20 protein-coding genes are annotated in these 24,727 nt (G+C 46.9%); 6 read left to right on the top strand and 14 right to left on the bottom strand.

All coding sequences use genetic code 11. The annotated features are described in order from the left end of the window. Positions 1–33: 33 nt before the first annotated feature. On the bottom strand, positions 34–1,446 hold the full coding sequence (locus PAENI_RS06230) for a polysaccharide deacetylase family protein (protein ID WP_149644672.1): 1,413 nt from the start codon (positions 1,444–1,446) through the stop codon (positions 34–36). 107 nt (positions 1,447–1,553) lie between these two features. Here PAENI_RS06230 and PAENI_RS06225 point away from each other — a divergent pair, with 107 nt between their 5' ends. Continuing rightward, positions 1,554–2,222, top strand: a complete 669-nt coding sequence (locus PAENI_RS06225) for a DedA family protein (RefSeq protein WP_076285863.1) — start codon at positions 1,554–1,556, stop codon at positions 2,220–2,222. Here the strand turns inward: PAENI_RS06225 and PAENI_RS06220 are convergent. Then, positions 2,197–3,483, bottom strand: coding sequence for an MFS transporter (locus PAENI_RS06220; protein ID WP_188114490.1), 1,287 nt, complete (start codon positions 3,481–3,483; stop codon positions 2,197–2,199). The genes PAENI_RS06225 and PAENI_RS06220 overlap by 26 nt on opposite strands. Before the next feature lie 151 nt (positions 3,484–3,634). On the opposite strand from PAENI_RS06220, the gene PAENI_RS06215 reads away from it, so the two are divergent. Further along, positions 3,635–4,585, top strand: coding sequence for a helix-turn-helix transcriptional regulator (locus PAENI_RS06215; RefSeq protein ID WP_149644670.1), 951 nt, complete (start codon positions 3,635–3,637; stop codon positions 4,583–4,585). Between the two features lie 91 nt (positions 4,586–4,676). Then, positions 4,677–4,988, top strand: a complete 312-nt coding sequence (locus PAENI_RS06210; RefSeq protein WP_262495518.1) for a zinc ribbon domain-containing protein — start codon at positions 4,677–4,679, stop codon at positions 4,986–4,988. A gap of 81 nt (positions 4,989–5,069) precedes the next feature. Here the strand turns inward: PAENI_RS06210 and PAENI_RS06205 are convergent, their stop codons facing one another. Both PAENI_RS06205 and bcp read right to left on the bottom strand, forming a co-directional pair. Then, complete coding sequence (locus tag PAENI_RS06205; protein WP_262495517.1) at positions 5,070–9,353, bottom strand: 2-hydroxyacyl-CoA dehydratase; 4,284 nt, start codon at positions 9,351–9,353, stop codon at positions 5,070–5,072. Positions 9,354–9,476: 123 nt separating this feature from the next. Next, a complete protein-coding gene (bcp, locus tag PAENI_RS06200) occupies positions 9,477–9,944 on the bottom strand; it encodes a thioredoxin-dependent thiol peroxidase (protein ID WP_410477455.1) in 468 nt (155 codons plus the stop codon). Positions 9,945–10,049: 105 nt separating this feature from the next. Between bcp and PAENI_RS06195 the strand changes: the two genes are divergently transcribed. Both PAENI_RS06195 and PAENI_RS06190 read left to right on the top strand, forming a co-directional pair. Further along, complete coding sequence (locus PAENI_RS06195; RefSeq protein WP_149644667.1) at positions 10,050–11,102, top strand: LCP family protein; 1,053 nt, start codon at positions 10,050–10,052, stop codon at positions 11,100–11,102. Positions 11,103–11,224: 122 nt separating this feature from the next. After that, on the top strand, positions 11,225–12,541 hold the full coding sequence (locus PAENI_RS06190) for a glutamate-1-semialdehyde 2,1-aminomutase (protein WP_149644666.1): 1,317 nt from the start codon (positions 11,225–11,227) through the stop codon (positions 12,539–12,541). Between the two features lie 74 nt (positions 12,542–12,615). Here the strand turns inward: PAENI_RS06190 and PAENI_RS06185 are convergent, their stop codons facing one another. From PAENI_RS06185 to PAENI_RS06145, 9 genes are all read right to left on the bottom strand, one after another. Further along, positions 12,616–13,236 carry a hypothetical protein gene (locus PAENI_RS06185; RefSeq protein ID WP_149644665.1) on the bottom strand — a complete coding sequence of 207 codons (621 nt, stop codon included), beginning with the start codon at positions 13,234–13,236 and terminating at the stop codon, positions 12,616–12,618. A gap of 177 nt (positions 13,237–13,413) precedes the next feature. Further along, positions 13,414–13,965, bottom strand: coding sequence for a peptide deformylase (gene def, locus PAENI_RS06180; protein ID WP_076285953.1), 552 nt, complete (start codon positions 13,963–13,965; stop codon positions 13,414–13,416). 100 nt (positions 13,966–14,065) lie between these two features. Next, positions 14,066–15,358: a stalk domain-containing protein gene (locus PAENI_RS06175; protein ID WP_149644664.1), complete on the bottom strand. Its 1,293-nt coding sequence runs from the start codon at positions 15,356–15,358 to the stop codon at positions 14,066–14,068. A 127-nt stretch (positions 15,359–15,485) separates the two neighbouring features. Next, on the bottom strand, positions 15,486–15,746 hold the full coding sequence (locus PAENI_RS06170) for a hypothetical protein (protein WP_149644663.1): 261 nt from the start codon (positions 15,744–15,746) through the stop codon (positions 15,486–15,488). A 15-nt stretch (positions 15,747–15,761) separates the two neighbouring features. Next, entirely contained in the window at positions 15,762–16,646 is an 885-nt protein-coding gene (locus tag PAENI_RS06165; RefSeq protein ID WP_042184672.1) for an inositol monophosphatase family protein, read from the bottom strand. A gap of 239 nt (positions 16,647–16,885) precedes the next feature. Continuing rightward, on the bottom strand, positions 16,886–17,893 hold the full coding sequence (gene uvsE, locus PAENI_RS06160; protein WP_149644662.1) for a UV DNA damage repair endonuclease UvsE: 1,008 nt from the start codon (positions 17,891–17,893) through the stop codon (positions 16,886–16,888). Beyond that, positions 17,890–18,207: a hypothetical protein gene (locus PAENI_RS06155; RefSeq protein WP_042123954.1), complete on the bottom strand. Its 318-nt coding sequence runs from the start codon at positions 18,205–18,207 to the stop codon at positions 17,890–17,892. The genes uvsE and PAENI_RS06155 overlap by 4 nt, the downstream gene beginning before the upstream one ends. A gap of 47 nt (positions 18,208–18,254) precedes the next feature. Next, complete coding sequence (locus tag PAENI_RS06150; protein WP_149644661.1) at positions 18,255–19,346, bottom strand: D-alanine--D-alanine ligase; 1,092 nt, start codon at positions 19,344–19,346, stop codon at positions 18,255–18,257. Positions 19,347–19,368: 22 nt separating this feature from the next. Continuing rightward, positions 19,369–20,400, bottom strand: coding sequence for an amidase domain-containing protein (locus tag PAENI_RS06145; RefSeq protein ID WP_081951017.1), 1,032 nt, complete (start codon positions 20,398–20,400; stop codon positions 19,369–19,371). 270 nt (positions 20,401–20,670) lie between these two features. On the opposite strand from PAENI_RS06145, the gene acnA reads away from it, so the two are divergent. Then, entirely contained in the window at positions 20,671–23,412 is a 2,742-nt protein-coding gene (gene acnA, locus PAENI_RS06140) for an aconitate hydratase AcnA (protein ID WP_076285875.1), read from the top strand. Between the two features lie 451 nt (positions 23,413–23,863). On the opposite strand, the gene PAENI_RS06135 is transcribed toward acnA, so the two are convergent. Further along, the gene (locus PAENI_RS06135) at positions 23,864–24,607 is read right to left on the bottom strand and encodes an IclR family transcriptional regulator (RefSeq protein ID WP_076285876.1); all 744 of its coding nucleotides are present in this window, start codon (positions 24,605–24,607) and stop codon (positions 23,864–23,866) included. Between the last annotated feature and the right edge of the window lie 120 nt (positions 24,608–24,727).

Raw genomic sequence — 24,727 nt, 5'->3', positions numbered from 1 at the left:
TTTTCTTTTTACTAGACAGCCTCAGCTCTTCTTTCAGAATGTTTTTACTCGGCGTTCTACTTCAGTAACGCTTATATTAAGCGGAGGATGACCTGTTGTCTCCAGCAGTTCTCGTAGCGATACCCAGATCGATCCACCAATCATTTCTACCCTCGCATCGATTGTCTTTTGACCGTTATCAGGATGGTTTAGAATCAATTGTTTGTTCATTACATCGGCAATGATCGCTTTCCCGTTCCAATCTATTTCTCCACTTCGGCTATTCACATCCCAGCTAACTCGCCCTCCAAGCCGTTCAATTACAGCACGAAGCGGAACCATATACTGTCCATTTCGCACGGAATATTCCCCGGGATTCAGCTTCGTCTCCAACTTTCCGACCTCCAGAATCAATGGCTTTCCAGGCGCAAAGAGCTCCGCATTCGGTGTGATATTTGAGGCGACCCAAGCTTCTGAAGGCTTTTTCCGCCCCAAATTAGTGGCTTTTGAAGAGACTCTAAATTGTACAGGTTCTACCGTTTCATCCAATAGGCCAAAGTCATATCCAGCCGCCTTATAGCGTGCAATAATGTCCGGCAGCGCTTTGACGCTCTCTTGATGACCGCCACCATCATGTAGTAGTAAAATAACCTGGGAAGACTTCATATCCATTGTGGATTCCTTCAAAATTTCTGAGGCTGGCACGCCTTTCCGTTTAGAATCGCCGCTATCCACCGTCCAATCCATCACCTTATAACCTGCTTGCTTCAATAAATTGAAATAGGTATTATCAAAATGATCATAGGTTCCACCTGGGGCGCGGATAAGCTGTGGCCGAACCCCTGTAATCCCCTGAACAATATCTTCAGTCTGTTTAATTTGATTCCAAAATTCCGTGAATTCACTATATAAATCATGGTAATTATGATTATAGGTATGATTGCCAATCGCATGGCCCTGTTCCCATATGGAGTCGATGAGCTCAGGATGGCTTTTCGCTTGATTACCAAGAACAAAAAAGGTTGCCTTCACACCTTCCTGATGTAAAATTTCAAGTACATTGAAGGTGTTATCGCTAGGTCCGTCGTCAAATGTAATATAGACTGTTTTTTTTGATTTTTTGGCTGCTGTGATTGCAGAACTCGTTGTCGAAACCTTGGATATTTTCTCTACCCCATTAGCTTGAGGGAGTTGAGTCACAGTAAGGGCCGCACTTGAAGAGGAGTGAACTTCCGGAAATGCAGAAGCGAGTGGTTCTACTGCAGATGGCAAATCTTGCATCGTCGCTGTGGTAAGCTTATTCTTAACAGATATAGACTCCGCGCTAGCGGGCTGCAAGGATCGGAGCTCCCATGAATTCAAGTTTTTCCCTATACTCCATCCGAGCATTACAATGAATATTACAACCATAACGAGCAATCCGCTTATCAACTTTCGGCGGCTGTGTGCGCTTTTATTACCCTTCATCTTCTCTACCTCCAGCATTCTATTGGCTTAAAAGCCATTTGGTAGATTGTATGAAGACAAGCTGTAAAATAGAATAAGGCAACTGCCTCTTGGAGAGTGACAATCTTATGGAAATGCTGAGTTTTATACAAGAATTATTCACCAAATATGGATATAGCGTATTATTCTTTGGATTACTTCTCGAGTTCGTTGCCCTGCCCTTTCCCGGAGAGACCACTATGGCGTTTGCCGGTTTCCTTTCCTATACTGGGAGACTTGATTTCTTTACGCTAATTGTAGTTGCTTTTGCAGGCACCACAGCTGGGATGACCCTCACCTATTTTGTCGGATTAAAAGCCGGTATGCCCTTTATCCAGCGATATGGAAAATGGTTTCTATTCTCACCTACTAAGCTAGAAAAAACACAGAAATGGTTTGAGAAATACGGAAGCTTTCTAATTTTTATCGGTTATTTCATTCCAGGGGTACGGCACTTTACAGGTTATTTTGCTGGTATTATCGCGCTTCCCTTCCGTAAATTCGCCCTATATGCTTATAGTGGAGCCGTATTCTGGGTAGTACTGTTTCTTAGCATCGGAAAGGTGTTTGGTCCACAGTGGATGGGCATCTTCCATTTGTTCGAGTCATATGCGCTTTGGATTATTTCTGGTGGTGCAGTAATAGCAGCTCTTGTGATCATTTACCGTTATCGCAAAAACATTGGTGCCCGCCTCTTCCCTGGCAAAGCTGCCACTCGGATTCAGGCACAGATTAAAAAACCTTCCAAGGAGCGGTGAATTCACCGCTCTTTTTACTACGTATCAACGCATACCCTGCCAACAGTATAGCAATTACAGAAAACCCTGCTCCCCCAGCAAAACCCAGCGCCCGAGGCTCCATCCATTCTAATAACCACCCCGCGACCAGCATGGATAACCCAAGCAGCGTATTTCCTACTGCCGACAAGAGTCCAAAAATAACAGGTTGCATAGCGGAAGGCGTCTCTCGCATAACCAGTGTATCCAGGCAAGCATTCCCCGTCCCTCCGGCAAAAGATAATAAAATATATAACATAAAAACCATCGTAAATTGATTGCTAACACTGATGCTCATCAGCAGTAATCCTTCGATCATAAGCCCACCAATCGCAACACCCAGTAGCCCTTTTGTTACATATCGTCCGGCAAAAAAACTGAGACTAAGCCCGATTCCGAGCGCTGCATAAAAAGCCCCTACTCCTATATCTCCCGCTTCAAATTCCTGTACTGCATATACACTAATCAGTACATTATCCAGACCATTCAGCATCGGAACAAGCAGCTCATACCCGAAAATAACCTGTAACGTGATACTCCCGCTGATTAAAATCCACAGCGCACGCATTTTACTTGTCTTTTGCTGACGGTCTACTTTAGTTTTGAGTTTATCCGGAGAATCTATCTTTCTCTTATCCTCATTTACCCTATTAGTATTTTGTGGAATATCGATACCGAAGATTAAGAGCGCTGCGACCATAAAGGATATTGCATTCATCACGAATGCTGCCTCTGGGCCGAACCACATCGAAACTACACCCCCACTTAATGCACCCAATATAAGTACACAGCCACTCATAAGCTGCTCTAGTCCATTAACGGTCAGTAAAGAGTCTTTGGTCACCAACAAAGGAATGGAGGATTTACGAACAGGACTGTAGATCGCTTCCCCCGCCGCCAGCAAAAAACTCGCTATATATAACAGCCATAGCTTATCTTCCCCATCTACCCACAAAAAGGTTAGTGCAACCGGAACCCTAAGCACATCCATAGCGATCATAATGTATTTACGAGGGAATTTGCTGCCAAGTACACCTCCAAGCGGTGCCAGAAACAAATAAGGAAGCAGCCGCACACCTAGCGATATCCCCACAGCCATCCCTGACCCCGTTAATTGCAGCACCAATGCCAGCACGGCAACACTAGTAAAACGATCACCGATTCCATTGATTAGTCCGGCTGTGAACAGACGTGAATATCCCTTTTGAGCTTTAAAAATTGCAATAGCTGGTTGGTTACCCATTATCATAAACCTCGCTTCATCTATTTATATGAACATCTAATTAGATATTAATCGAATCATTATTTTATGACAATGCTTTATTTTCAAGAATTTGCTAAGATGTAGTACATCATTACATAACGAAATTATCCGAAAAGGAGGGCTCTACCTTTTGAAAATTGATCGATTGCTCTCTATCGTCATTCTACTAATGAACCGGCGTCTCATTCAGGCGAAGGAGCTCGCCGACATGTTCGAAGTGTCCGTGCGTACCATTTACCGTGATATTGAAAGTATTAATGGGGCTGGAATTCCTATCGTCACCTATCAGGGATCGGGTGGTGGAATCGGCCTTATGGAAGGCTACCGGTTAGACCGCAATGTATTGACCGACCGCGAGCTGGCTGATATTTTCTCCGCTCTGCAAAGCGTCTCCTCTTATGGCGGAACTGAACACACTCTGCTCATGGAGAAGATCAGCAGCGTAATCCCGCCCTCACAGACCGCCGCTTTCCGAAGCAAAACGACCCAGCTTATCATCGATTTCTCTCCTTGGGGTCTTCAGCCTATCCTAGAAGAGAAGATCGCAACTCTAAAAGAGGCGCTGGAAGAAAACAGAACTGTGGCCTTTGATTATGTCAATGCCGAGGGGCAGTCCAGTCTGCGTTCTGTCGAGCCCTATACTTTAGTCTTAAAAGGACAAGCATGGTACTTGTATGGTTACTGTCTGCAACGCCAGGATTTCAGATTATTCAAGCTGCATCGTATGAAAGGACTCGCTAAAGAAAAACGGGAATTCATTAGAGAAGATAGGGACATGCATGAGCTGCCCTGGAGCACTGATTATCAGCGAGTGACTTCTGCCTCAGTAGTGTCGCCAATCCTTCTGCACTTCACAGCTGAAGGCAGACATCTAGCGGAAGATCGCTTTGACTCCACTGAGCTTCAACCGGACGGACATGGTGGATATAACGTGTCCATCCATTATCCCGAGGACGGATGGCTCTATGGTTTCTTGCTCAGCTTCGGAACGGCTTTAGAAGTGCTAGAGCCGGAACATATTCGTCAGAAGCTTGGAGAGTTGGCTCTTGGGGTTGCCAAAAAATATGCAACCTCGCTTTAAACTTGACGGTATGTCGTCAGATTCATAGTTCTATAATGTACTTAAAGCGAGTGCTCATAAGCTTCGCATACTTTTAAAAGGAGTGCTGTATATGAATCAAGAGCATGTAGGGCAAATGCAAGGCGAACCGAAATTTTGTCAAAGCTGTGGGATGCCTATGCCTACGGAAGATTTACTTGGAACGAACAAGGAAGGGCAAAAGATCGAGGATTATTGTGTATACTGCTACGAAGATGGAGCATTTAAACAGCCTGATATTACGCTGCAAGAAATGTCTGACATTTGTACAGGCTACTTGGTTCAAGAAGGAATGGATGAGGCTGTTGCCCGCAAATTACTCGCCGAACAGCTGCCTCATCTGAAACGGTGGAGAGGCGTAGCCAGCTATCCCTCAACAAACTAATAATCAGCACAAAAAAGCGGACCAAGTGAATTCTTGGTCCGCTTTTTATAGGCACTTCTTCTATATGTTACCTTTTTAAGCTCAGGTCAAACTGTACGAGCCTTCAAGTAGGGTCTGCTGCAGCGGTTTAAGTGATGGTTCTAAATCAGACACAGTATTCCCTTCATGACTGCTAGCAATCGACATCATCAGCTTGATTCGATTCGCTTGGTTAACTACACTAACTCCAGCATCATAATCAATGGCGACGATATTCGCACCTGGATACAACTCCTTAAGGCCCTTAATCATCCCACGCCCGGTGATATGATTGGGCAAGCAGGCGAACGGTTGAATACAAGCAATATTATTCACACCATTATCCAGCAGATCCATCATTTCTGCAGTCAGGAACCATCCCTCACCCATCTGATTTCCTACGGATACCAGTCGACTGGCCTTCTCAGCAAGACCATAAATATTTTCCCGTCCTTTAGCCAGTCCGGCATCCTCAAGAGCTACCTTTATCGGCTTGCGATAAATCTCCAGATAGGAGATCAACATCGGATTAATATATCCTAGCCGTTTACTTTTACCGAATTGCTCGGCTTTGTAGATCGGATTATACACGCAATAAAAGATGAAATCTAAGAAGTCTGGCATTACCGCTTCTCCGCCCTCTGCCTCAATCATCTCGATGATGCGGTTGTTGGCGTCCGGATGAAATTTAATCAGGATCTCTCCAACAATGCCTACTCTTGGTTTAGTAGCACCTGTAACGGGCAGCTTACAAAAATCAGCTACAATTTCACGAATCAGACGTTTATATTCTCGGAACGAGAAGTTGACTAGGCTGACCTTACAGCGCTCCATCCCCTTACGGAATAAACGCTCAGCACTCTGTGGAACGACCTCATACGGCCTAAAATGATTTAGCAACCGCATCATTAGATCACCATAGCAAGCCGCAGCGATCAGCCGATTTGCCAGCTTAAGACTGATTCGGAAGCCTGGCTGGTTCTCCATTCCAGAAGCATTCAGCGAAATCACAGGAATCTGTTCTAGGTCTGAATCCTTTAGGGCTTTGCGGAGCAAAGAAATATAATTCGTCGCCCGGCAGCCACCGCCCGTCTGTGACATGATTACAGCGGTACGATTCGGATCATAGTCCCCACTCTTCAGTGCCGACAGAATCTGCCCTATCGTTACAATAGCGGGATAACATGCATCATTGTTTACGTATCTAAGGCCCTCTTCCGTCTCTTCAGGCCCAGTGGTTTCAAGGATCTTGAGACGGTATCCCACATCGCGGAAGACCTGTTCAAACAATTCAAAATGAATGGGCGACATCTGCGGCGCAAGGATCGTGTACGTTTCTTTCATTTCCTTCGTGAATGCTACATTAGCCTGTATTTTAGGCGGCTTCTGTGGCAGCACCTTTCCTTTTTCCCGTTCGCGCATCGCTGCCAGCAGTGAACGCAGCCGAATGCGCGCAGCGCCAAGGTTGCTAATCTCATCGATTTTGATCAGCGTATATACTTTGTTATGCCTTTCCATAATGTCTTGTACGGCATCACAGGTGATCGCATCAATCCCACAACCGAAGGAAGTCAATTGAACAAGCTCCAGGTCGGTTCGGACTGCGGCAAGGCGGGCTGCGCGGTACATTCGGGCATGATAGGTCCACTGATTAACTACCGCCACATCCCCTTCACTTCGGTCCAGATGGCAGACAGAATCTTCTGTCAGCACGGCGAGTCCCATACCGGTAATCATATCTGCAATGCCGTGATTAATTTCAGGATCCGCATGATAAGGGTGACCACAGAGAAGTATTCCCTTGTTCCCAGTGCTGGCAAGATACGCAAGCGTCTCTTCACCTTTGGTACGCACATCACTTTTGGCGCGGTCAGCTTCAGCAAGTCCTGCCTGCACAGCATTCGCAATCTCTTCTCTCGGAATCCCTGTAAATGTCTTCACGAGTCCCTTAGTCAGCGCAGATCTATCGTCGAAGGTCAGAAACGGACTGACCAGCGTGATTCCATTATCCTTTAGCCCATCCATATTGTTGCGAATGACCTCAGGGTAAGAGGCGACCACCGGACAATTGAAATGATTATCCGCTGCTTCATCTTCCTTCTTCTCATATACCACCGCAGGATAAAAAATAAAATCGACGCCTTTACCAATCAAGCTCTGCACATGTCCGTGCGCCATCTTTGCAGGATAGCAGATCGATTCTGAAGGAATCGTATCCATCCCACTTTCGTAGAGCTTCTTGCTTGATTTAGGAGAGAGAATTACCCGGTAGCCAAGTTTGGTGAAAAAAGTGTGCCAGAACGGGTAATTCTCGAACATATTCATCGTACGTGGAATACCGACAGTGCCCCGTGCTGCACTTGCCTCAGGTAATGCTTCATAGTCAAAGAAACGTTCATACTTATACTGCATCAAATTTGGCAGTACATTCTTCTCTTTCCTGCCTCCTGCACCACGCTCGCAGCGATTGCCTGTAACGTAGAAGCTCTTGTCCGGGAACCGACTGATCGTTAACGCACAGTTATTTCCACAGCGGCCACAGCGACCTGAAGATACCTCGTACTTAAAGTTGGCTATTTCCTCCGGTCCAAGCAGTGTACTTTTTCCGTCAGCCCCTGCCTGCTCACGGGCAATCAGTGCACAACCGTACGCTCCCATAACGCCAGCAATATCCGGTCTGACTACCGTTCTCCCCGTTAGGCGCTCAAAGGCCCGCAATACGGCTTCGTTATAGAAGGTGCCGCCCTGAACAATAATATTCCGCCCTAATTCCTCAGGGTTGCGAATTTTAATTACTTTTTGCAGGGCATTCTTAATCACGGAATAGGCAAGACCTGCCGAAAGATCAGCCAGCGACGCACCTTCCTTCTGAACCTGCTTCACTTTAGAATTCATGAATACCGTACAGCGGGAACCCAAATTAACCGGTTTGACCGCTTCCAGCGCTGACTTGGCAAACTCCTCGATACCTAATCCGAGCGCAGAAGCAAAGCTCTCCAGAAAAGAGCCGCAGCCTGCCGAACAGGCTTCATTGAGCATTAGACTGTCGATAGCACCGCCGCGGATCTTGATGCATTTCATGTCCTGTCCGCCGATATCCAAAATAAAGTCTACTTCCGGCATGAACTTAGATGCGGCCTTGTAATGAGCAACCGTCTCCACTTCACCGCCGTCCGTCCATAAAGCGGCTTTGATTAACCCCTCTCCATAACCTGTTACATAAGAACCTGCAATATAACAGCCTTCCGGTAGAACCCGATACATTTCCTTCAGTGCCTCACTGACAGAATACAAGGGATTCCCCTTGTTGCTGCCATAAAAGGTATGTAGAATTTCGTCAGCAGAGCCGGTCAATACGAGTTTGGTTGTTGTTGACCCCGCATCGATCCCCAGATAACAAGGGCCACGATACACAGCCAGGTCTGATCTGGCAGCAGAAGCTTTACCATGGCGCTGACGGAACGCAGCAAGCTCTTCGGGGTTCTCAAACAGCGGTGGTAATTCAGCATCCGCTGCCCGATCCGCTGTAAAATCCACAGCCGCTATTCGCGCGATCCAACCTGAAAGCGGCAAAATAGTAGGATCCGCTTCAGAGAGTGCTGATCCAATCGCTACGAAATACTGCGACCGCTCGGGGAAAAGAATATCTGACTCCGCAAGTTCAAGCGTCTCCGCAAAACGCTGACGCAGGGCTGGCAGGAAGGTTAGCGGTCCGCCAAGGAAAGCCACCCGTCCGCGAATCGGACGTCCGCAAGCGAGACCACTGATCGTCTGATTAACAATACTCTGAAAGATTGAAGCCGCCACATCCTCCCGGCGAGCCCCCTCGTTTAATAGCGGCTGCACATCGCTTTTGGCGAATACACCGCAGCGTGAAGCGATAGGATAGATTCGCTCATGCTTCTCTGCCAATGCGTTTAAGCCCGCTGGGTCGATCTGTAGCAGCGATGCCATCTGATCAATGAATGCTCCCGTTCCTCCCGCGCAAGCCGTATTCATACGCTGCTCAATGCCGCCTCGGAGATAGATGATCTTGGCGTCCTCACCACCCAGTTCAATCGCCGTATCGCATTCTGGAATCAGCTCGCCAATCGCCTTCGTACAGGCGATCACCTCCTGAACGAACGGTACGCCTCCCAGTTTGGATAAAGATAAGCCTGAGGAACCGCTTACAGTTAAGGCCGCTCCTCTCTCTGGAAATCTGCTCTGTACGTCAGATAGAAGAGAAAGGGCTGCTTTTTTTATATCGCTATAATGTCTTACATAGTCCTGATAAACAATAGTGTTACGCTCTATAACAACCAATTTTGCAGTAGTTGATCCGATATCAAGGCCAATACGCAGCATTATCACTACACCACCTCGTCTTGCTCCAAATTTGAAGCAATTATGAGGAAACTATATCATGACAACACCTTATGAAAGCTGTTAAAAATGTAACAGACTTTTACAAAAAGTTATTAACAAACTTTATGATTTGGAAATCCCTGCTATGGCTGATGCTACATGACCTTTCACTCGTACTTTCCGCCATTCCTCGACTAAGGTCCCCTGCTCATCGATCAGAAAAGTAGAACGTACTATGCCCATGTATTCTCTACCATAGAGCTTCTTAAGCTGCCATACACCGAACATTTCACTGATCTTATGATCCTCATCAGACAACAGTGGAAAGGTTAGACTATTCTTCTCCGTAAATCTCATATGCGAAGCCAAAGGATCTGGACTGATGCCTAGAACAACCGCACCAAGCGTAGTAATCTGATCATGGGCGTCCCGGAATTCGCAGGCCTCCTGTGTACAGGCTGGTGTCATATTTTTAGGATAAAAATATAAAATGACCTTTCGGCCCAGGTAATCACTTAAACTAACCTCTTGCCCGTTGGAAGACGGAAGGGTGAAATTCGGTACTTTATGTCCTATCGCTACTTCGTTCAAGTTATATCCACTCCTTCTTGATATTGGAGGATCGAGCATGAATTGCGCGTATCCCCAAAAGAAATTATAATGTAGAGAATGTGAATGCGAAAGGAAGAACGAGAAATGCCACCTAGAAAGAAAAGGCACGCAAAGACTGGTAAGTCAAAGAAGAAACCGCTGCTTTGGATACTGGCCATTATACTCCTCCTTATTATCGGCGGGGCCATTTACTACTTTACAACCATTTACAATGAGCTTGGCAGCATGTCGAACACCGAGAATTCACCATTCAAGAATGCTGAAACCGTTGATGTTGACACGCCAGAACCTCCAAAGTGGGAAGGTACAGAACCTGTTAATATACTACTAATGGGTGTGGATGCCCGCGGTGTCAAGAAGGGGGAAATTCCTCGTTCCGATACAATGCTCGTCGCCTCACTTGATCCCGTGAAGAAGAAAATCAGCGTATTCTCAATTCTTAGAGACACTTACGTTCCGATTCCAGATCACGGCGAAAAACGTATTAATTCAGCTATCATTTATGGACCTAACACGGCGATGCAGACTGTAAGCGATCTGCTCGGCATCCCGATTCAATATTATGTCTACACGGACTTCCAAGGATTCATCAAGCTAGTAGATGCCGTTGGTGGTGTAGATTATGAAGTCGAGAAAGATATGGTGTACAAGACCATTGCAGATGGTCCCGAGTATGACATTGATCTAAAAAAAGGATATCAGCATCTCGACGGTAATAAAGCTTTGCAATATGTACGTTTTCGGCATGACGCCACCTCCGACTTTACTCGGACCGAACGCCAGCGTGCATTTCTCAAGGTTGTAGCTGACAAACTGATCCAGACCACATCCATAATCAAGCTCCCGAATATCCTAGGTCAAGTTACACCTTATATTGAAACCAATATGTCAGTCAATGACATGTGGAAGCTGGCAACCGTTGGGTACGACAGCACCATGGGCGGTAGTGAGCAAATTCCGCCCATGGATCTGCTCAAAGAGAAAACTACAAGTGACGGATCACAGGTTATCGGCATTCGCAGTGAAAATAAGTTGAGGGAATTTGTACAGGATACCTTGAATGGTCCTGAGCCAACGCCTACACCTTCAACTTCACCAGAGACTACTTCAAATAGTAATACAAGCGGAACCAAGTAAGGATCTGACAAGCAACGTCCACAAGTAGACACAGCAGGCAATGGTATAATACGGGCGGACAGCGGAAACACCGATGTTCGCCCTTTCCCATGAGCATCGACAATCGAAAGGATGATCACATTATGAATCGTTCCACATCTGAACAACTTTATCACGAAGCCCTCCAGCATATCGTTGGAGGTGTAAATAGCCCTTCCCGCTCTTTTAAAGCCGTTGGAGGCGGAGCACCTGTATTTATGAAACGTGCCAGTGGATCTCACTTCTGGGATGTAGATGGCAATGAATATATCGACTATCTCCAAGCCTATGGACCGATCATTACCGGCCATGCTCACCCACATATAACGAAGGCAATTACCATAGCAGCTGAGAATGGTGTCCTTTACGGAACCCCAACAGAGCTCGAAATCAAGCTTGCTAAAATGCTTAAAGAAGCTATTCCGTCTATGGATAAAGTCCGGTTTGTCAATTCCGGCACAGAAGCGGTTATGACTACCATTCGTGTCGCTCGTGCTTATACAAAGCGCAGCAAAATCGTGAAATTCGCTGGCTGTTATCACGGCCACTCTGATCTGGTGCTCGTAGCAGCAGGATCCGGGCCTTCTACGCTTGGTATTCCAGATAGTGCCGGCGTTCCTAGCAGTATTGCACAGGAAGTAATCACTGTTCCTTTTAATGATCTGGACAGCCTGCAAGAAGCACTGGAAAAATGGGGCGAAGATGTCGCCGCTGTAATGGTTGAACCGATCGTCGGTAATTTCGGTATGGTGATGCCGAAGCCCGGATTCCTCGAAGGACTCTGCAAGCTGGCTCATGATAACGGCTCACTCGTTATTTATGACGAAGTCATTACTGCCTTCCGCTTCCACTATGGTTCCACACAGACATATGCAGGACTGGATAACCATGAAGACATTACTCCTGACCTTACAGCACTCGGCAAAATCATCGGCGGCGGCCTACCGATCGGCGCGTACGGCGGACGTAAGCATGTGATGGAACAAGTAGCCCCACTAGGACCGGCATACCAAGCGGGAACAATGGCGGGAAATCCTGCTTCCATTTCCGCAGGGATCGCCTGTCTGGAAGTGCTGAGTGCAGAAGGCGTATACGATGAGATGGAACGGCTTGCGATCCGTCTCGTCGACGGACTCCATGAATCTGCTGACCGTCATGGCATTCCACTGACGATCAACCGCATCCGTGGTTCATTCTCTACTCATTTCTGCAAGCATCCAGTTACGAATTACGATGAGGCACAGGATACAGATGGCGAATTGTTCGCTAGCTTCTTCCGTCACATGTTGAACCGCGGGATTAACCTTGCCCCTTCGAAATATGAAGCTTGGTTCCTGACCACAGCACATACCGTTACTGATATCGAAGCTACGCTAATTGCAGCAGAAGCGTCATTCCGTGCTATGGCGGCTGAGAAATAAGACGTTATTTACGGCCACTAAACATACTAAAACCTACCACCAAGCTTCTGGTGGTAGGTTTTTTTGCATAGGTACTATTCGAAGTCTACTTGCTTGTCCAATATAATCTCCGTCATTGAAGGCCCAAACATTCTATCTTCACCAGGTATTAAGGAAAATTGAACCGTATCCAGATCCGTTGGTAGCGGTGGCCAGACCAAGAATTTCATTTGTGTATGTGCGCCCCCTCCGTGGCCTCCATGCGGTTGGATTTCATAGGCTGCCTCACTCATAATTTCCAATGTTAGGGCGGCTCTAAGATGAACGTGCTCCACCGTTTCTTTTAAATACTTAATTTCCACAGTAACGATGCTGAGAGCTTCATACTGCATAGCATGTGTAAGTGTATATTCGCAATCTTCGAGGACTATCCGCTTCACGATTGGAAGTACACCGAGAAGCAAGCCGGGTTCTTCCCAATATTTCCGTCTGGGTACAGCCTCATTCAGACTGTGTATATACTGTACAATCTGAGAAGTGTCCATCTCGAATCTAGTTGACCACTCCTCAAGGACCTCACTTTCGGGGGAAAACCGTTTCTTGCCTGTTATAGCTTTACGTTCCTGAATCAGAGTCAAAATCTGCTCATCAATCTTCTTAACCTCATCATTATATTCGTTGACCACGCCTCTTATTGGCATTCTACCCCAACCCATTTAATAACCTCCTTCTGATAATAAAGTTACTTTCTACCCATTAGCTACATGGTACCTCCTGTGGATTAATTTGTAAAATATTCGAAATCATTCAATCTTGCAGATAGCAAAAAAAAGCATGCGCCCCTCAGCTTTATGCTGCAAAGACCACACGCTTTATGATTCAGAGATTTTCTTTTACTCGTACAAGTTACGGATTTCCACTCCCTGAGGAAGCTTGAATGGATTTTCCTTGTTGATTCGGTCGTAGAACATGATCCCATCGAGATGATCAATCTCATGCTGGATGATGATGGCTTGGTAGCCCTTAAATTTAAGGACCACTTCCTTCCCCTCAAGATCATATCCCTTTACCTTCACAGATTCATAACGAGGTACAAAACCATGCACCGGCCGATCAACGGACAGACACCCCTCGCTCTCCGGTAAGTACACCATGGTTAGTGAGTGACTGATGATCTTAGGATTAACCCAAGCATGCTCTACAATCCTCCCTCTCTCGTCCGTAGAATACATCACGAACATACGCTTCAACAGTCCGATTTGATTCGCCGACAGACCTACGCCAGAGCGTAAATTGTATTCTTCGGAAATCTCCGGGTCCTGGCTGTTCTTCAGAAACTGAAGCATACATTGCAGAGTCTCACGATCCTCCTTATGTAGAGGAAGCTCCACTGGTTGAGCTACGGTACGAAGTACGGGATGACCTTCCCGTACAATATCATCCATAGTGATGATATATTCAGCACTAAATTTTGAACTAGACAATATTCCATCCACCTTTGCCTTACGGGCTTAATTTAAAGTACCTATGATATAGTATGCAGATTTATGGATTTATGAAAGCCGTTCGCAGTTTGCTACTATAATTAACATCAAATCCAAGTCCGGTCGCCAATGCAGCAAGGGGAAGATAAGTTTTATCTTCTTTGCCTACCTTTTGCAGAAAAGCAGGGGTATCAATGGCTACATTCTGTCCATTCACCTTAATAAATTTGCTGCCGATCGTGATTACAACCGTCCGTCCACCGTATTCAATAGTCGCACTGGAGGTCTTATTATCCCACTTTCCGTTAGCGCCTACGGCATTTAGAATATCTTTAAGCGCCAAGAAGTTCTGACCATTCTTAAGGATGGGCTTATTCGGCGTATTTAACTCTACACCCTTTACAACAATCGACATCGGTACAGTATCCGTAGCCATCGCCGCTACAGTGGGAATGCGGTATTCCCCCCATTGTAATTCAGCAAATACTTTTGCAATGGTCTCGTATCCGAGCTGCGTAGGGTGAAAATCCGCTTGTCCTGCCCCGATAATATGCGTGAGTGATCCCTCTGAGCCGGCAAACTTTGCCGCTACATGAGCTACTACTACCTTGGCTCCCTCTTGATTCATACTTGCAGCCACACGATCTGCCGAATCCGTAAATTTCGCTGCTGCGGTCATCAATTTAGTGTACATTGCACCAAGAGCGATCTTAGGAGCAGGCTGATATTGGTCAGCCAGTATAATTGTTGCTTGAGGATTTATCGCACGAATATTCTCAAGACTGGCCTTCACATTCGTATTGTAATCCGCTAGCTTCTGCTCCAGCTGAGATTCGAAATCTGTATCTGTCAGCTCCTTAACCTGTAAGAAAAGACGGCTTACATCATTCCCGCCAATGGTAATCGTAATCAGATCGGCTTCCTTCAGCTCTGATGCGATCTGTGGGGTTAACTTTACGAACTGGTCTATCCGCGGATCTGGGAGACCTGACTGAATACCTTCAGCAGTAATCACTGAACCCTCCTTGATGGCTCCTGTGTAATTACGTAATCCAGCAGTGGTCAATCCAAGAATACCATAATTGGTAAGCTCGCTCCGGCCATGATACCACCCCTGCTCCAGTAGTCGCTCCGCATAACCGTAAGGCTTGGTATTCACATCCGTCATTCCCGGCTCGTATCCGGCAGTAATCGAATCGCCAAGAGCTACGATGCGAAAGACATCCTGACTTGTACCTTGTGTTGTAGACGTGTCAGCTGCATTTGCTGATCCGGCACCTACGCCAATCAGCACAGATAACAAAAGCATACTGCTTGTGCTAGCTGCTAAAATTCTTCTCCACCTGCTTAGCATCGTATCCCTCCCAAAATGTTCTAATTCTCATTCTACCATCCCTGATAGCAACGCAAAAGAGCGGCCTCCCATATTCGGGAAACCGCTCTGAAAATCACAATTATTATCACAGCAAGAAACGAATGTCCTATTCTTTATTTGAATCCTCTTGTGAATTCAAATTTTTCCCGGCACGTTCCAGATATTTATCATAACGATCGTCTAGTTCATGTCCAATCTTACGATACCGCAGCGTCTCCTCCACAATAGGATCCATTGTGGTCTGGATACGAATTTCATACTTCGGAGAGATCTCACGGATTTCTTTAGCTATACGGTCACCCTGTTCCATCTCACCATCAACCAACATTTCGCTTAGCTTGCGTTCCAGATCATCCTTCTCGCTCATGATGCATCGTCCTCCCTAAAGCTTATATCCTGTTGCTTCAGCATTCTTCAGTGACGAAACCAAATATTCGTGAATATGACCATTACTTGCTACTATATGACGAGTGCCAATATCGTATGGACGCCCAAGCGTATCCGTAATTCTGCCCCCTGATTCAAGCACTAGCAGTACTCCTGCTGCACAATCCCAAGGGCTTAAGCCTACTTCCCAGTATCCATCTACCCGACCAGCTGCCACATAAGCCAAGTGTAGAGCAGCTGAACCTCCTGCACGAATACCACGAATCTGCGGAAGAATGCTCTGCAGTCCTGCCATATTCACAGGTTGCGCAAATTCACGGTCCGGCGGAAAGCCCATTGCAATCAAGCTGTCTCCAAAAACGTCCTCCGTAGAAACTGCGGTAGGAACACCATGCATATAGGCTCCCTTACCTTTTTCAGCAACGAACATTTCATCACGAATCGGATCGTAAATTACACCCACCGTTAATTCTCCACGAATCACTAAAGCAATGGAAACACAGTAAAAAGGAAATCCGTGTACAAAATTAGTCGTACCATCTACGGGATCTACAATCCACAGATATTCATGCTCACGAGCTTCTTCCAATGCAGCGGTTGCCGCTGCTGCTCCCGGGGATACGCCTTCCTCACCGAGGATCGCATGATCTGGATAATGTGTCAGGATCAACCTGCGGATCATCTGTTCAACGCCTTTATCTACTTCCGTGACCAGATCCTGTGCCGATGTCTTTGTATTAAGTTCCTTCACCAGGCCCTGTCTGCTCTTTATCCATTCTCCTGCTTTGGCAGCAGCATTAATAGCCACCGCCGTATGTCCCTTGCTCGTTACTACATAGGGTTCACGTTCTTTCTTACCCTCTGGTTTTAAAGGACTCATATCTTCACTCCGCTTCCTTGAACATAATCGCCATTGGCATGAAATTTAAAGCAATCCTATTCACAATACCGTTCAATACGCCAAAACGTTCTCAAAGTTCCGCCATAAGGGGCATACCCACTTCTATGATCCCTTGAATACTAATCGTAATAAAGTTTCATTCAACGTACCCTATTTCAAGTTACATATCAAGTCATGATAGGGCCCGTATTCGGGACCTATCGCCTTGTTTTCATTATTTAAGGTTCGATATTCACACTTGCCCCATTTAATACAGAAATTCCATTACCGGCATCCGCCAGCTCCTTCATTGCTTCCATCAATCCAAATAACGCGCCATCTTTTAGTTTTGCCTCAATCATAACATCGACAGCAGGGGTATCTGCAGCTATTCGCTTTAGAAAAGCTACTAATGGCGCAGGCTCCACACCATCGGCATGGCTGCGCGGATCAGACGGACTGCGCGGACTAGATACATGAATCTTAGGCGGGAGAAGCTCTCCCAGTGGAGCATCCTTCTGTGCAAACTCGCTCCGCCATGTCTGCTGAATGTCAGGCCACAGCTCCCAAGGGAGCTCACCTTCATTATTCACCCATTGATGGTGAATATCCAGCACCATCGGCAGGCCTACGTTCTGGCAGACTGCCAGTGTCTCCGGGGCTGTGAATGTCTTATCATCATTCTCCAGCGTAATACGTGCCTGCAGCGCTGCTGGTAGCTCGCGGAAATGCTTCTCAAACCGCTTGGCTGCCACCGGCTTGTCCCCATAGGCTCCGCCAATATGAATATTGTTCTTCGCCATGGCAGGAAGTCCCATGGCATTCAGCATGTCCGTGTGGTGCTGCAAATCCCGGATGGAACTTACTAGCACCTCAGGACGGGGTGTACTAAGCACTGTAAAGTGATCTGGATGAAAAGACACCCGCATCCCATGCTTTTTCACAAATTGCCCCACTTCCGCAAATTCCTCAGCGAGCGCAGCAAACGGATTCCAATCCTGTAAATCAGGATGCGTCGCCAGAGGAATCAACTTGGAAGTGAGACGGTACACGAAGATGTCCGAACCCACATTATGCTTCATTAGTCGCAGCGTATTGTGCAGATTCATCCGAGCGAGGTTCTCCAAACGCCGAAGTGCCGCTTCACGGTCATCCAGCTTCTTGAAGGAGGCCATCGTCATAGTCTTGGATGGTGAGCAGTCTTTGATAACGGTGGACATCGCTACATATCCAAATCGGACAATCATCCCTGCGCTCCAAAAAACATTTCATCTGCTAGTGCAGTTTGCACTTTTGATTCTTCTTCATTCAATTTACGCACGAGTTCCATTTCGACCGCTGTAACCTCATGCCCCTGAAAATTAATCTCTGCGATCGAGGCTGAGATTTTGACGATCGCTACAGCTACATTCTCAGGTGTGTAGGCAATCACCTTCTGACCCGTCGGATACACGCGAAAGCCCTGCTTCACCATTTTGGTACGCCCATACTCCAGCAGCTCGTACAGCTCTTGTTCATTCTTGAACTTACAGACGGAATTGAATTCAGTTTGAAAACCCATATTTTGTCGCCCCTTTCCAGTCGGGATGAACCCGCTAGTAGCTTCAATTACTCGTTGTCATACTTAAGACCTTGTTTGAAATTATAGCGCTCTAAGGCTAACTCAATCATACGGTCTAACAGAGCTCTATAGGATACACCTGTCTCACGCCACAATAGCGGATACATGCTGTAAGGAGTGAAGCCAGGCATCGTATTCACTTCGTTAATTAGAATTTTACCATCCGATCTCCGCAGGAAGAAGTCCGCCCGGGTAATCCCGCTACCCTCAATCGCTCTAAAAGCGGTTATCGCGGACTCCCGCAAACGATCAGCAACTTCAGAATCTACTGGCGCAGGAATCATCATTTGCGATTTACCGTCCGTATATTTAGCTGCGTAGTCATAATATTCTCCAGAAGAAACGATTTCACCCGGAACAGAGGCCTCTGGCTCATCATTTCCGAGCACACCGACCTCTACCTCACGAGCATCCACGAATTCCTCAATAATGACTTTGGTGTCATAACGGAAGGCGAAATCTATAGCTTTTACAAGACTTTCCTTATCAGAAGCCTTAGAAATACCTACACTTGAGCCCAGATTAGCAGGCTTTACGAATACTGGATATCCCAGTTTATCCTCTACACCCACAATCAACTCATGGCTTTTTCTTTTCCAAGCGCTGATGTTAAAATAACAATATTCACACTGATCCAGACCTGCATCAGCGAATAGCTTCTTCATAACAACCTTATCCATCCCTGCCGAAGAGGCAAGAACACCAGCCCCAATGTAAGGAATATTCGCCATTTCAAATAACCCTTGAATTGTTCCGTCCTCGCCATATGTGCCGTGCAGCAGTGGGAACATAACGTCCACCGCTTTATCCGCACCGGATAGTCCACTAAATACTACATTCAGGGCTGTGCCCATATCTTCCGTTGCATCTGAAAGCTTGAGCTGCCCTACCTCACTATAAGGTGCCGATAATGTCTCTCCGACTTTCCACAAGCCCTGTTTTGAAATATAAAAAGGGATAATCTCATATTTATCGTAATCAAATGAGTTCATCACGGCAAAAGCCGTCTGTAGCGATACCTCATGTTCTCCGGATTTGCCCCCGTACACCAGCCCTACGGTTAGTTTTGCGTTCCCCATACCTTTATAACCTCTTTCTGTCTTATAAATAGTCGTTAATATGAAAAAAACGGTATTTCGTTTGATCCGTCCATGCGTAGGAATCACGATAGTCCCAGAAGCGATGACGACTGCTAACTGTACGTGCATTCACAAGCGGCATGCCACCAGCATCAAAGGCTGTGACGATCGTGCTGTGCTGATATTGCCCGTTACCATCCCAGTCATATTGAATGATATCGCCCAGCATTAATTGCTCCGGCCGCTCCATGACTTCCGCACGCAAGCCACTGCTCCGGCTAACGCTCAAATAGCGCTGCAGACTGTCTGATACAGCCCAGCTATAACTCCACCATTCTTGTTTTCCTTGGTAGCCTTTGTACCACCAACCCGTTTCTCTTTTACCAGTATAGTTGATAGGCGCGCCCCCTGCAAAGAGGCATTGGGAGACATAATTCGTACAATCTACCTCAAATGTTTCGAACTCCGGATTCCCGTCTTTCCACCAACGATCGGCATAAGCCACCGCTTCTTCACGGTTGTAGCGAACCTCTCTTGAGCCCGAGATCTCACCAAGAATATTCCGGTTTAGAAGGGGCTGTGATGGCAGCGGAGCAGGCAAAGCTTCCCCCCATTTGGACAACCTGCCTGATAGCTCCACCTCAGCTCTATGAACTGTATTCCTTTCGGGAATGGTTCGTTCAATAGCAGCGATTTCCCAACCCCCTCCGTCCCGCACAAAGGTCAACCGCTCCAGCTCAACCCTATCCTCGCGGTGGTTAACGCCTCCTTTTTCATAATAGAGTGCACTATGCAGCGTAACCTCTGCTACCACCTCAGTCGGAGTCTGCCGGACGGTCCGTAAAGTCTTTACACCTGTTTCCCCACGCAGCGGAGTGATCCCACGAGCGGTATACCATTCAGCGATACGGCGTGAACGTTCCCCTTGCTCCACCAGAAAACGTGGATCTTTAACGGATACGGAAACTGTTTGCGATGAGGACTTAGGTTCCACCTTGGCCTTATTCACTTGATCTACATATACATATAGACTCTGCTTCCACTGTTGTTCCATTATACTCGCACCCCTTCATTCCCTTTTAACTACTGCTCTATGTATATGAAAGGAAACAGGCCGCTATACAGATCGCTTCAATTTACATGGTAGGGCATATGCTTTGCTTATAGCTTACGTTTTAGAGGTAACTCTAAATGGTTTCAGAGATGCGATATTCGGGCTTTATATATAGGAAAAAAAACTTTACTCCCCTCTTTGTAACCGTTATAATTAAATAACATGCAATGTGAAATTGAGTTTCAATAGATGAAACAAGGAGGCGCACATATGCCAAGCAAGGATCATTTCTCGTTGGCCCGCACCCTGGAATCAGGTGGCAAATCTTATCGCTATTATGATCTTAACTCCCTTGAGGAACAAGGATTGGGCTCTATCTCTTCCCTTCCTTTCTCGATCAAAGTATTACTTGAGGCGGCTGTTCGTCAATTTGACGGACGGGCGATTACAGAAGAACATGTGAAACAATTGGCTGATTGGTCAGGCGACATTGATCGCAATAAAGAAATTCCGTTTATCCCTGCTCGTATCGTACTTCAGGACTTTACCGGTGTTCCGGTAGTCGTAGATCTGGCAGCTATGCGTGACACCGTAAAGAAAGCCGGCGGAGATCCTAAACAGATTAACCCGCTCGTTCCCGTTGACCTTGTAATTGACCACTCTGTTATGGTTGATGCTTTCGGTACGGCAGACGCTTTGGAATATAATATGAACGTGGAGTTTGAGCGCAACGAGGAACGCTACCGTTTCCTTCGCTGGGCACAGACCGCTTTCAATAATTTCCGTGCAGTTCCTCCAGCTACCGGTATCGTGCATCAGGTGAATTTGGAGTATTTGGCTTCCGTAGCCACCACTAAAACTATCGATGGTGAAACTGTCGTTTATCCAGATTCCCTTGTTGGAACGGACTCCCACACTACGATGATCAATGGACTTGGTGTTGTGGGCTGGGGTGTAGGCGGTATTGAAGCTGAAGCAGGTATGCTCGGACAACCGCTCTATTTTGTTACACCAGATGTAGTGGGCTTCAAGCTTACAGGTAGTCTTATCGAAGGGGCTACAGCAACAGACTTGGCACTGACAGTGACTGAAATGTTGCGTAAAAAGGGCGTAGTCGGCAAATTCGTCGAATTCTACGGTCCTGGTCTTGCTAACATCAGTCTTGCTGACCGGGCAACGGTTGCTAACATGGCGCCAGAATACGGAGCAACGATCGGTTTCTTCCCTGTAGATGAAGAGACACTTGCTTATCTTCGCAGCACAGGTCGTCCAGATGATCTGGTAGAGCTCGTTGAGTCTTATTACAAAGCACAAGGCATGTTCCGCACTTCGAATACGCCAGATCCTGAGTTCAGCGATGTAATTGAACTTGACCTAGCTTCTGTCGTTCCAAGCTTGGCTGGACCAAAACGTCCGCAAGACCGGATCGAACTTACGCATATGAAAGAAAATTTCGAAGGTATTATCCGTACACCTGTAGACAAAGGCGGTTACGGTCTCAGCGATGAGAAAATCGCCCAAGTTGTAGAAATAGAACATAAAAATGGCACCAAAAGCAAGCTGAGCACAGGCGCGGTCGTGATCGCAGCGATTACAAGCTGTACGAATACTTCCAACCCTAGCGTTATGCTTGGTGCAGGTCTTTTGGCGAAAAAAGCTGTGGAACGTGGTCTGACCAAACCAGCATACGTTAAGAGCAGCTTGACTCCAGGATCATTGGTTGTTACTGAATATTTGGAAAAAGCAGACTTGCTGAAGCCACTTGAAGCACTGGGCTTCTACTTGGCGGGATATGGCTGTGCTACTTGTATCGGTAACTCCGGTCCGTTGCCTGAAGAGGTTAGCCAAGCCATCACTGATAACGATATGACCGTAGCTGCTGTAATCTCCGGTAACCGTAACTTTGAAGGCCGCGTACATGCTCAGGTCAAAGCCAACTACTTGGCTTCACCGCCGCTCGTAGTTGCTTACGCACTGGCTGGCACTGTAAATATCGATTTACAGACTGAACCGCTCGGATTTGATCCACAAGGTGAGCCAGTATTCCTGAAGGATATTTGGCCAACTACTGCTGAAATTCGTGAAGCAATCGGTCTCTCCCTTAGTCCGGAGATGTTCCGTCGTAAATACGAGAATGTATTCACTGCTAATGAACGTTGGAATTCTATCCCTGTTCCACAAGGCGAGCTGTATGAGTGGGATGATAATTCCACGTATATTCAGAATCCGCCATTCTTTGAGCATCTGGCAGACGGTCTGGGAGACATCAAGGATATCAAGGATGCACGCGTTCTGGCGTTGCTTGCTGATTCCGTAACGACCGACCATATCTCACCTGCAGGTAATATCTCTACCTCTGGTCCTGCCGGCGAATATTTACGCGATCATGGTGTAGAACGTGCAGACTTCAACTCCTACGGCTCACGCCGCGGAAATCATGAAGTCATGATGCGTGGTACATTCGCTAATATTCGGATTCGTAACGCAGTAGCTCCAGGTACAGAAGGCGGAGTTACAACCTTCCTGCCAAGCGATGAAGTCATGTCCATCTATGACGCTTCCATGCTGTATCAGGACGCTGGACAGAATCTCATCGTTATCGCCGGTAAAGAATACGGCACAGGAAGCTCACGTGACTGGGCTGCCAAGGGCACGCTTCTGTTGGGTGTTAAAGCTGTTATCGCTGAGAGCTTTGAGCGGATTCACCGCAGCAATCTGGTTGGTATGGGTGTGCTTCCACTGCAATTCCAGGAAGGACACGGCTGGAGCAGCTTGGGACTGACCGGACGCGAGACCTTCAACATTACCGGTCTCGATAACGAGGTGACGCCAAGCCAAGATCTAACTGTTACCGCTACCCGTGAAGACGGTACTCAGTTCGATTTCCCTGTCACAGCACGCCTCGACAGTACGGTTGATATTGATTACTATCGCAATGGTGGTATTCTACAAACTGTACTTCGTCAAATGCTGGCGGATGCCACAGATTCTTCGGCTGTATCTGTAGAATAGACTTAATAAAGAACTGTCTCGCGGCCATGAGTGGCTGTGAGGCAGTTTTTTTGTGTAGTTATTAGGGGCTTCTATAGATTAGAGGGGTGTTCTTGCAGCCATGAATCGAATGGGCTGCTGGGGCATCCCTGTTTCTTGTACCTACCTCCATGCACGTTCCTAACTCTAAGCTACGTTTGATTCGTTGATGCTTACGTGTTCGAAGCAGTTGTCGAATATAGGGAGTGTTTATGATTCCACGCCTATCTTATAGGACTCAGATGACTGGTGATCGAATTAAGCGGCACGGGATAAGGATACGGTTACGTGGTACGGGTTTCTGGCTCTAGCATAAGCTGCACCTTCCAAAAACAAACAGCGATCCTCCAGTAACGGAGAGATCGCTGTTCTGCTTCTTAACGGTCTGTCTCATTCAGCGAAAAGCCCACTTTATGAGACCGCCCTGTTCTTCCTATGGAATCATCATGCCCATTTCACTTGCTGCTTCCTTCAAGATAGCGGCATACTCCACTAACGTATCCCTAGACAGGCGGCTGACCGGCCCTGACAGCGATAACGCCGCAATCACATTTCCACTACGGCCTGTGACAGGTACCGCCACAGCGGCCGCACCAGACTCACGTTCTTCGAAACTCGTGGCATACCCCAGCCGGATGATCTCATTAAGCTGATCTTTGTATACACTCTTCTCAACGTAATCCGGCCACTCCGAACTCTCCAGCAGCTCTCTCAACACCTCAGGTGGTGCATACGCTGCTAACACCTTACTCGACGCCCCTACGGATAATGGCAGCCTCGCACCGATCTGTGCGACTCTACGGATCGCCTGCTGGCTCTGTACCGCCTGAATACGTACGCGTTCAATACCATCCCTTAAGTAAAGACTTACCGTCTCACCGAGTCGATCTCTCAGCCGTTCCATAGATGGCAGCAATACCGCTGCCGACTCGTCAAAAGCAGGCAGATGCGTAGACAACTCCCAGATTCGTATACCCAACCTATATTTTTCTGTCGCCGGATTGCGAATAAGAAAGCCCTTTTCCTCTAGTGTTGCCAGCAATCTGTGGACTGTACTCTTATGTAAGTCAATCTTTGATGCGATCTCCGTTAACCCTAAATCACTGTCCTGCGTAAAACAAAGTAATATGTCGAGCGCACGTTCTACCGCGCGTACCGTTAGCTTTCGGTCCTCCACAGTAATCCCCCCTCGTGTTTCATCAAATGAAACGCGGTTACATTATAATTAACTCTATCTTAGTGCAAAACTCTACGGAAAGTCCAGTATATTCACTGAGCCGAAAAAGACTGGTCCGCA

Source organism: Paenibacillus sp. B2(2019), from assembly GCF_008370385.1.
GTDB lineage: Bacteria > Bacillota > Bacilli > Paenibacillales > Paenibacillaceae > Paenibacillus_AQ.
The sequence above is the reverse complement of the archived record's forward strand: the minus strand, read 5'-3'. Positions and strand labels throughout refer to the sequence as shown.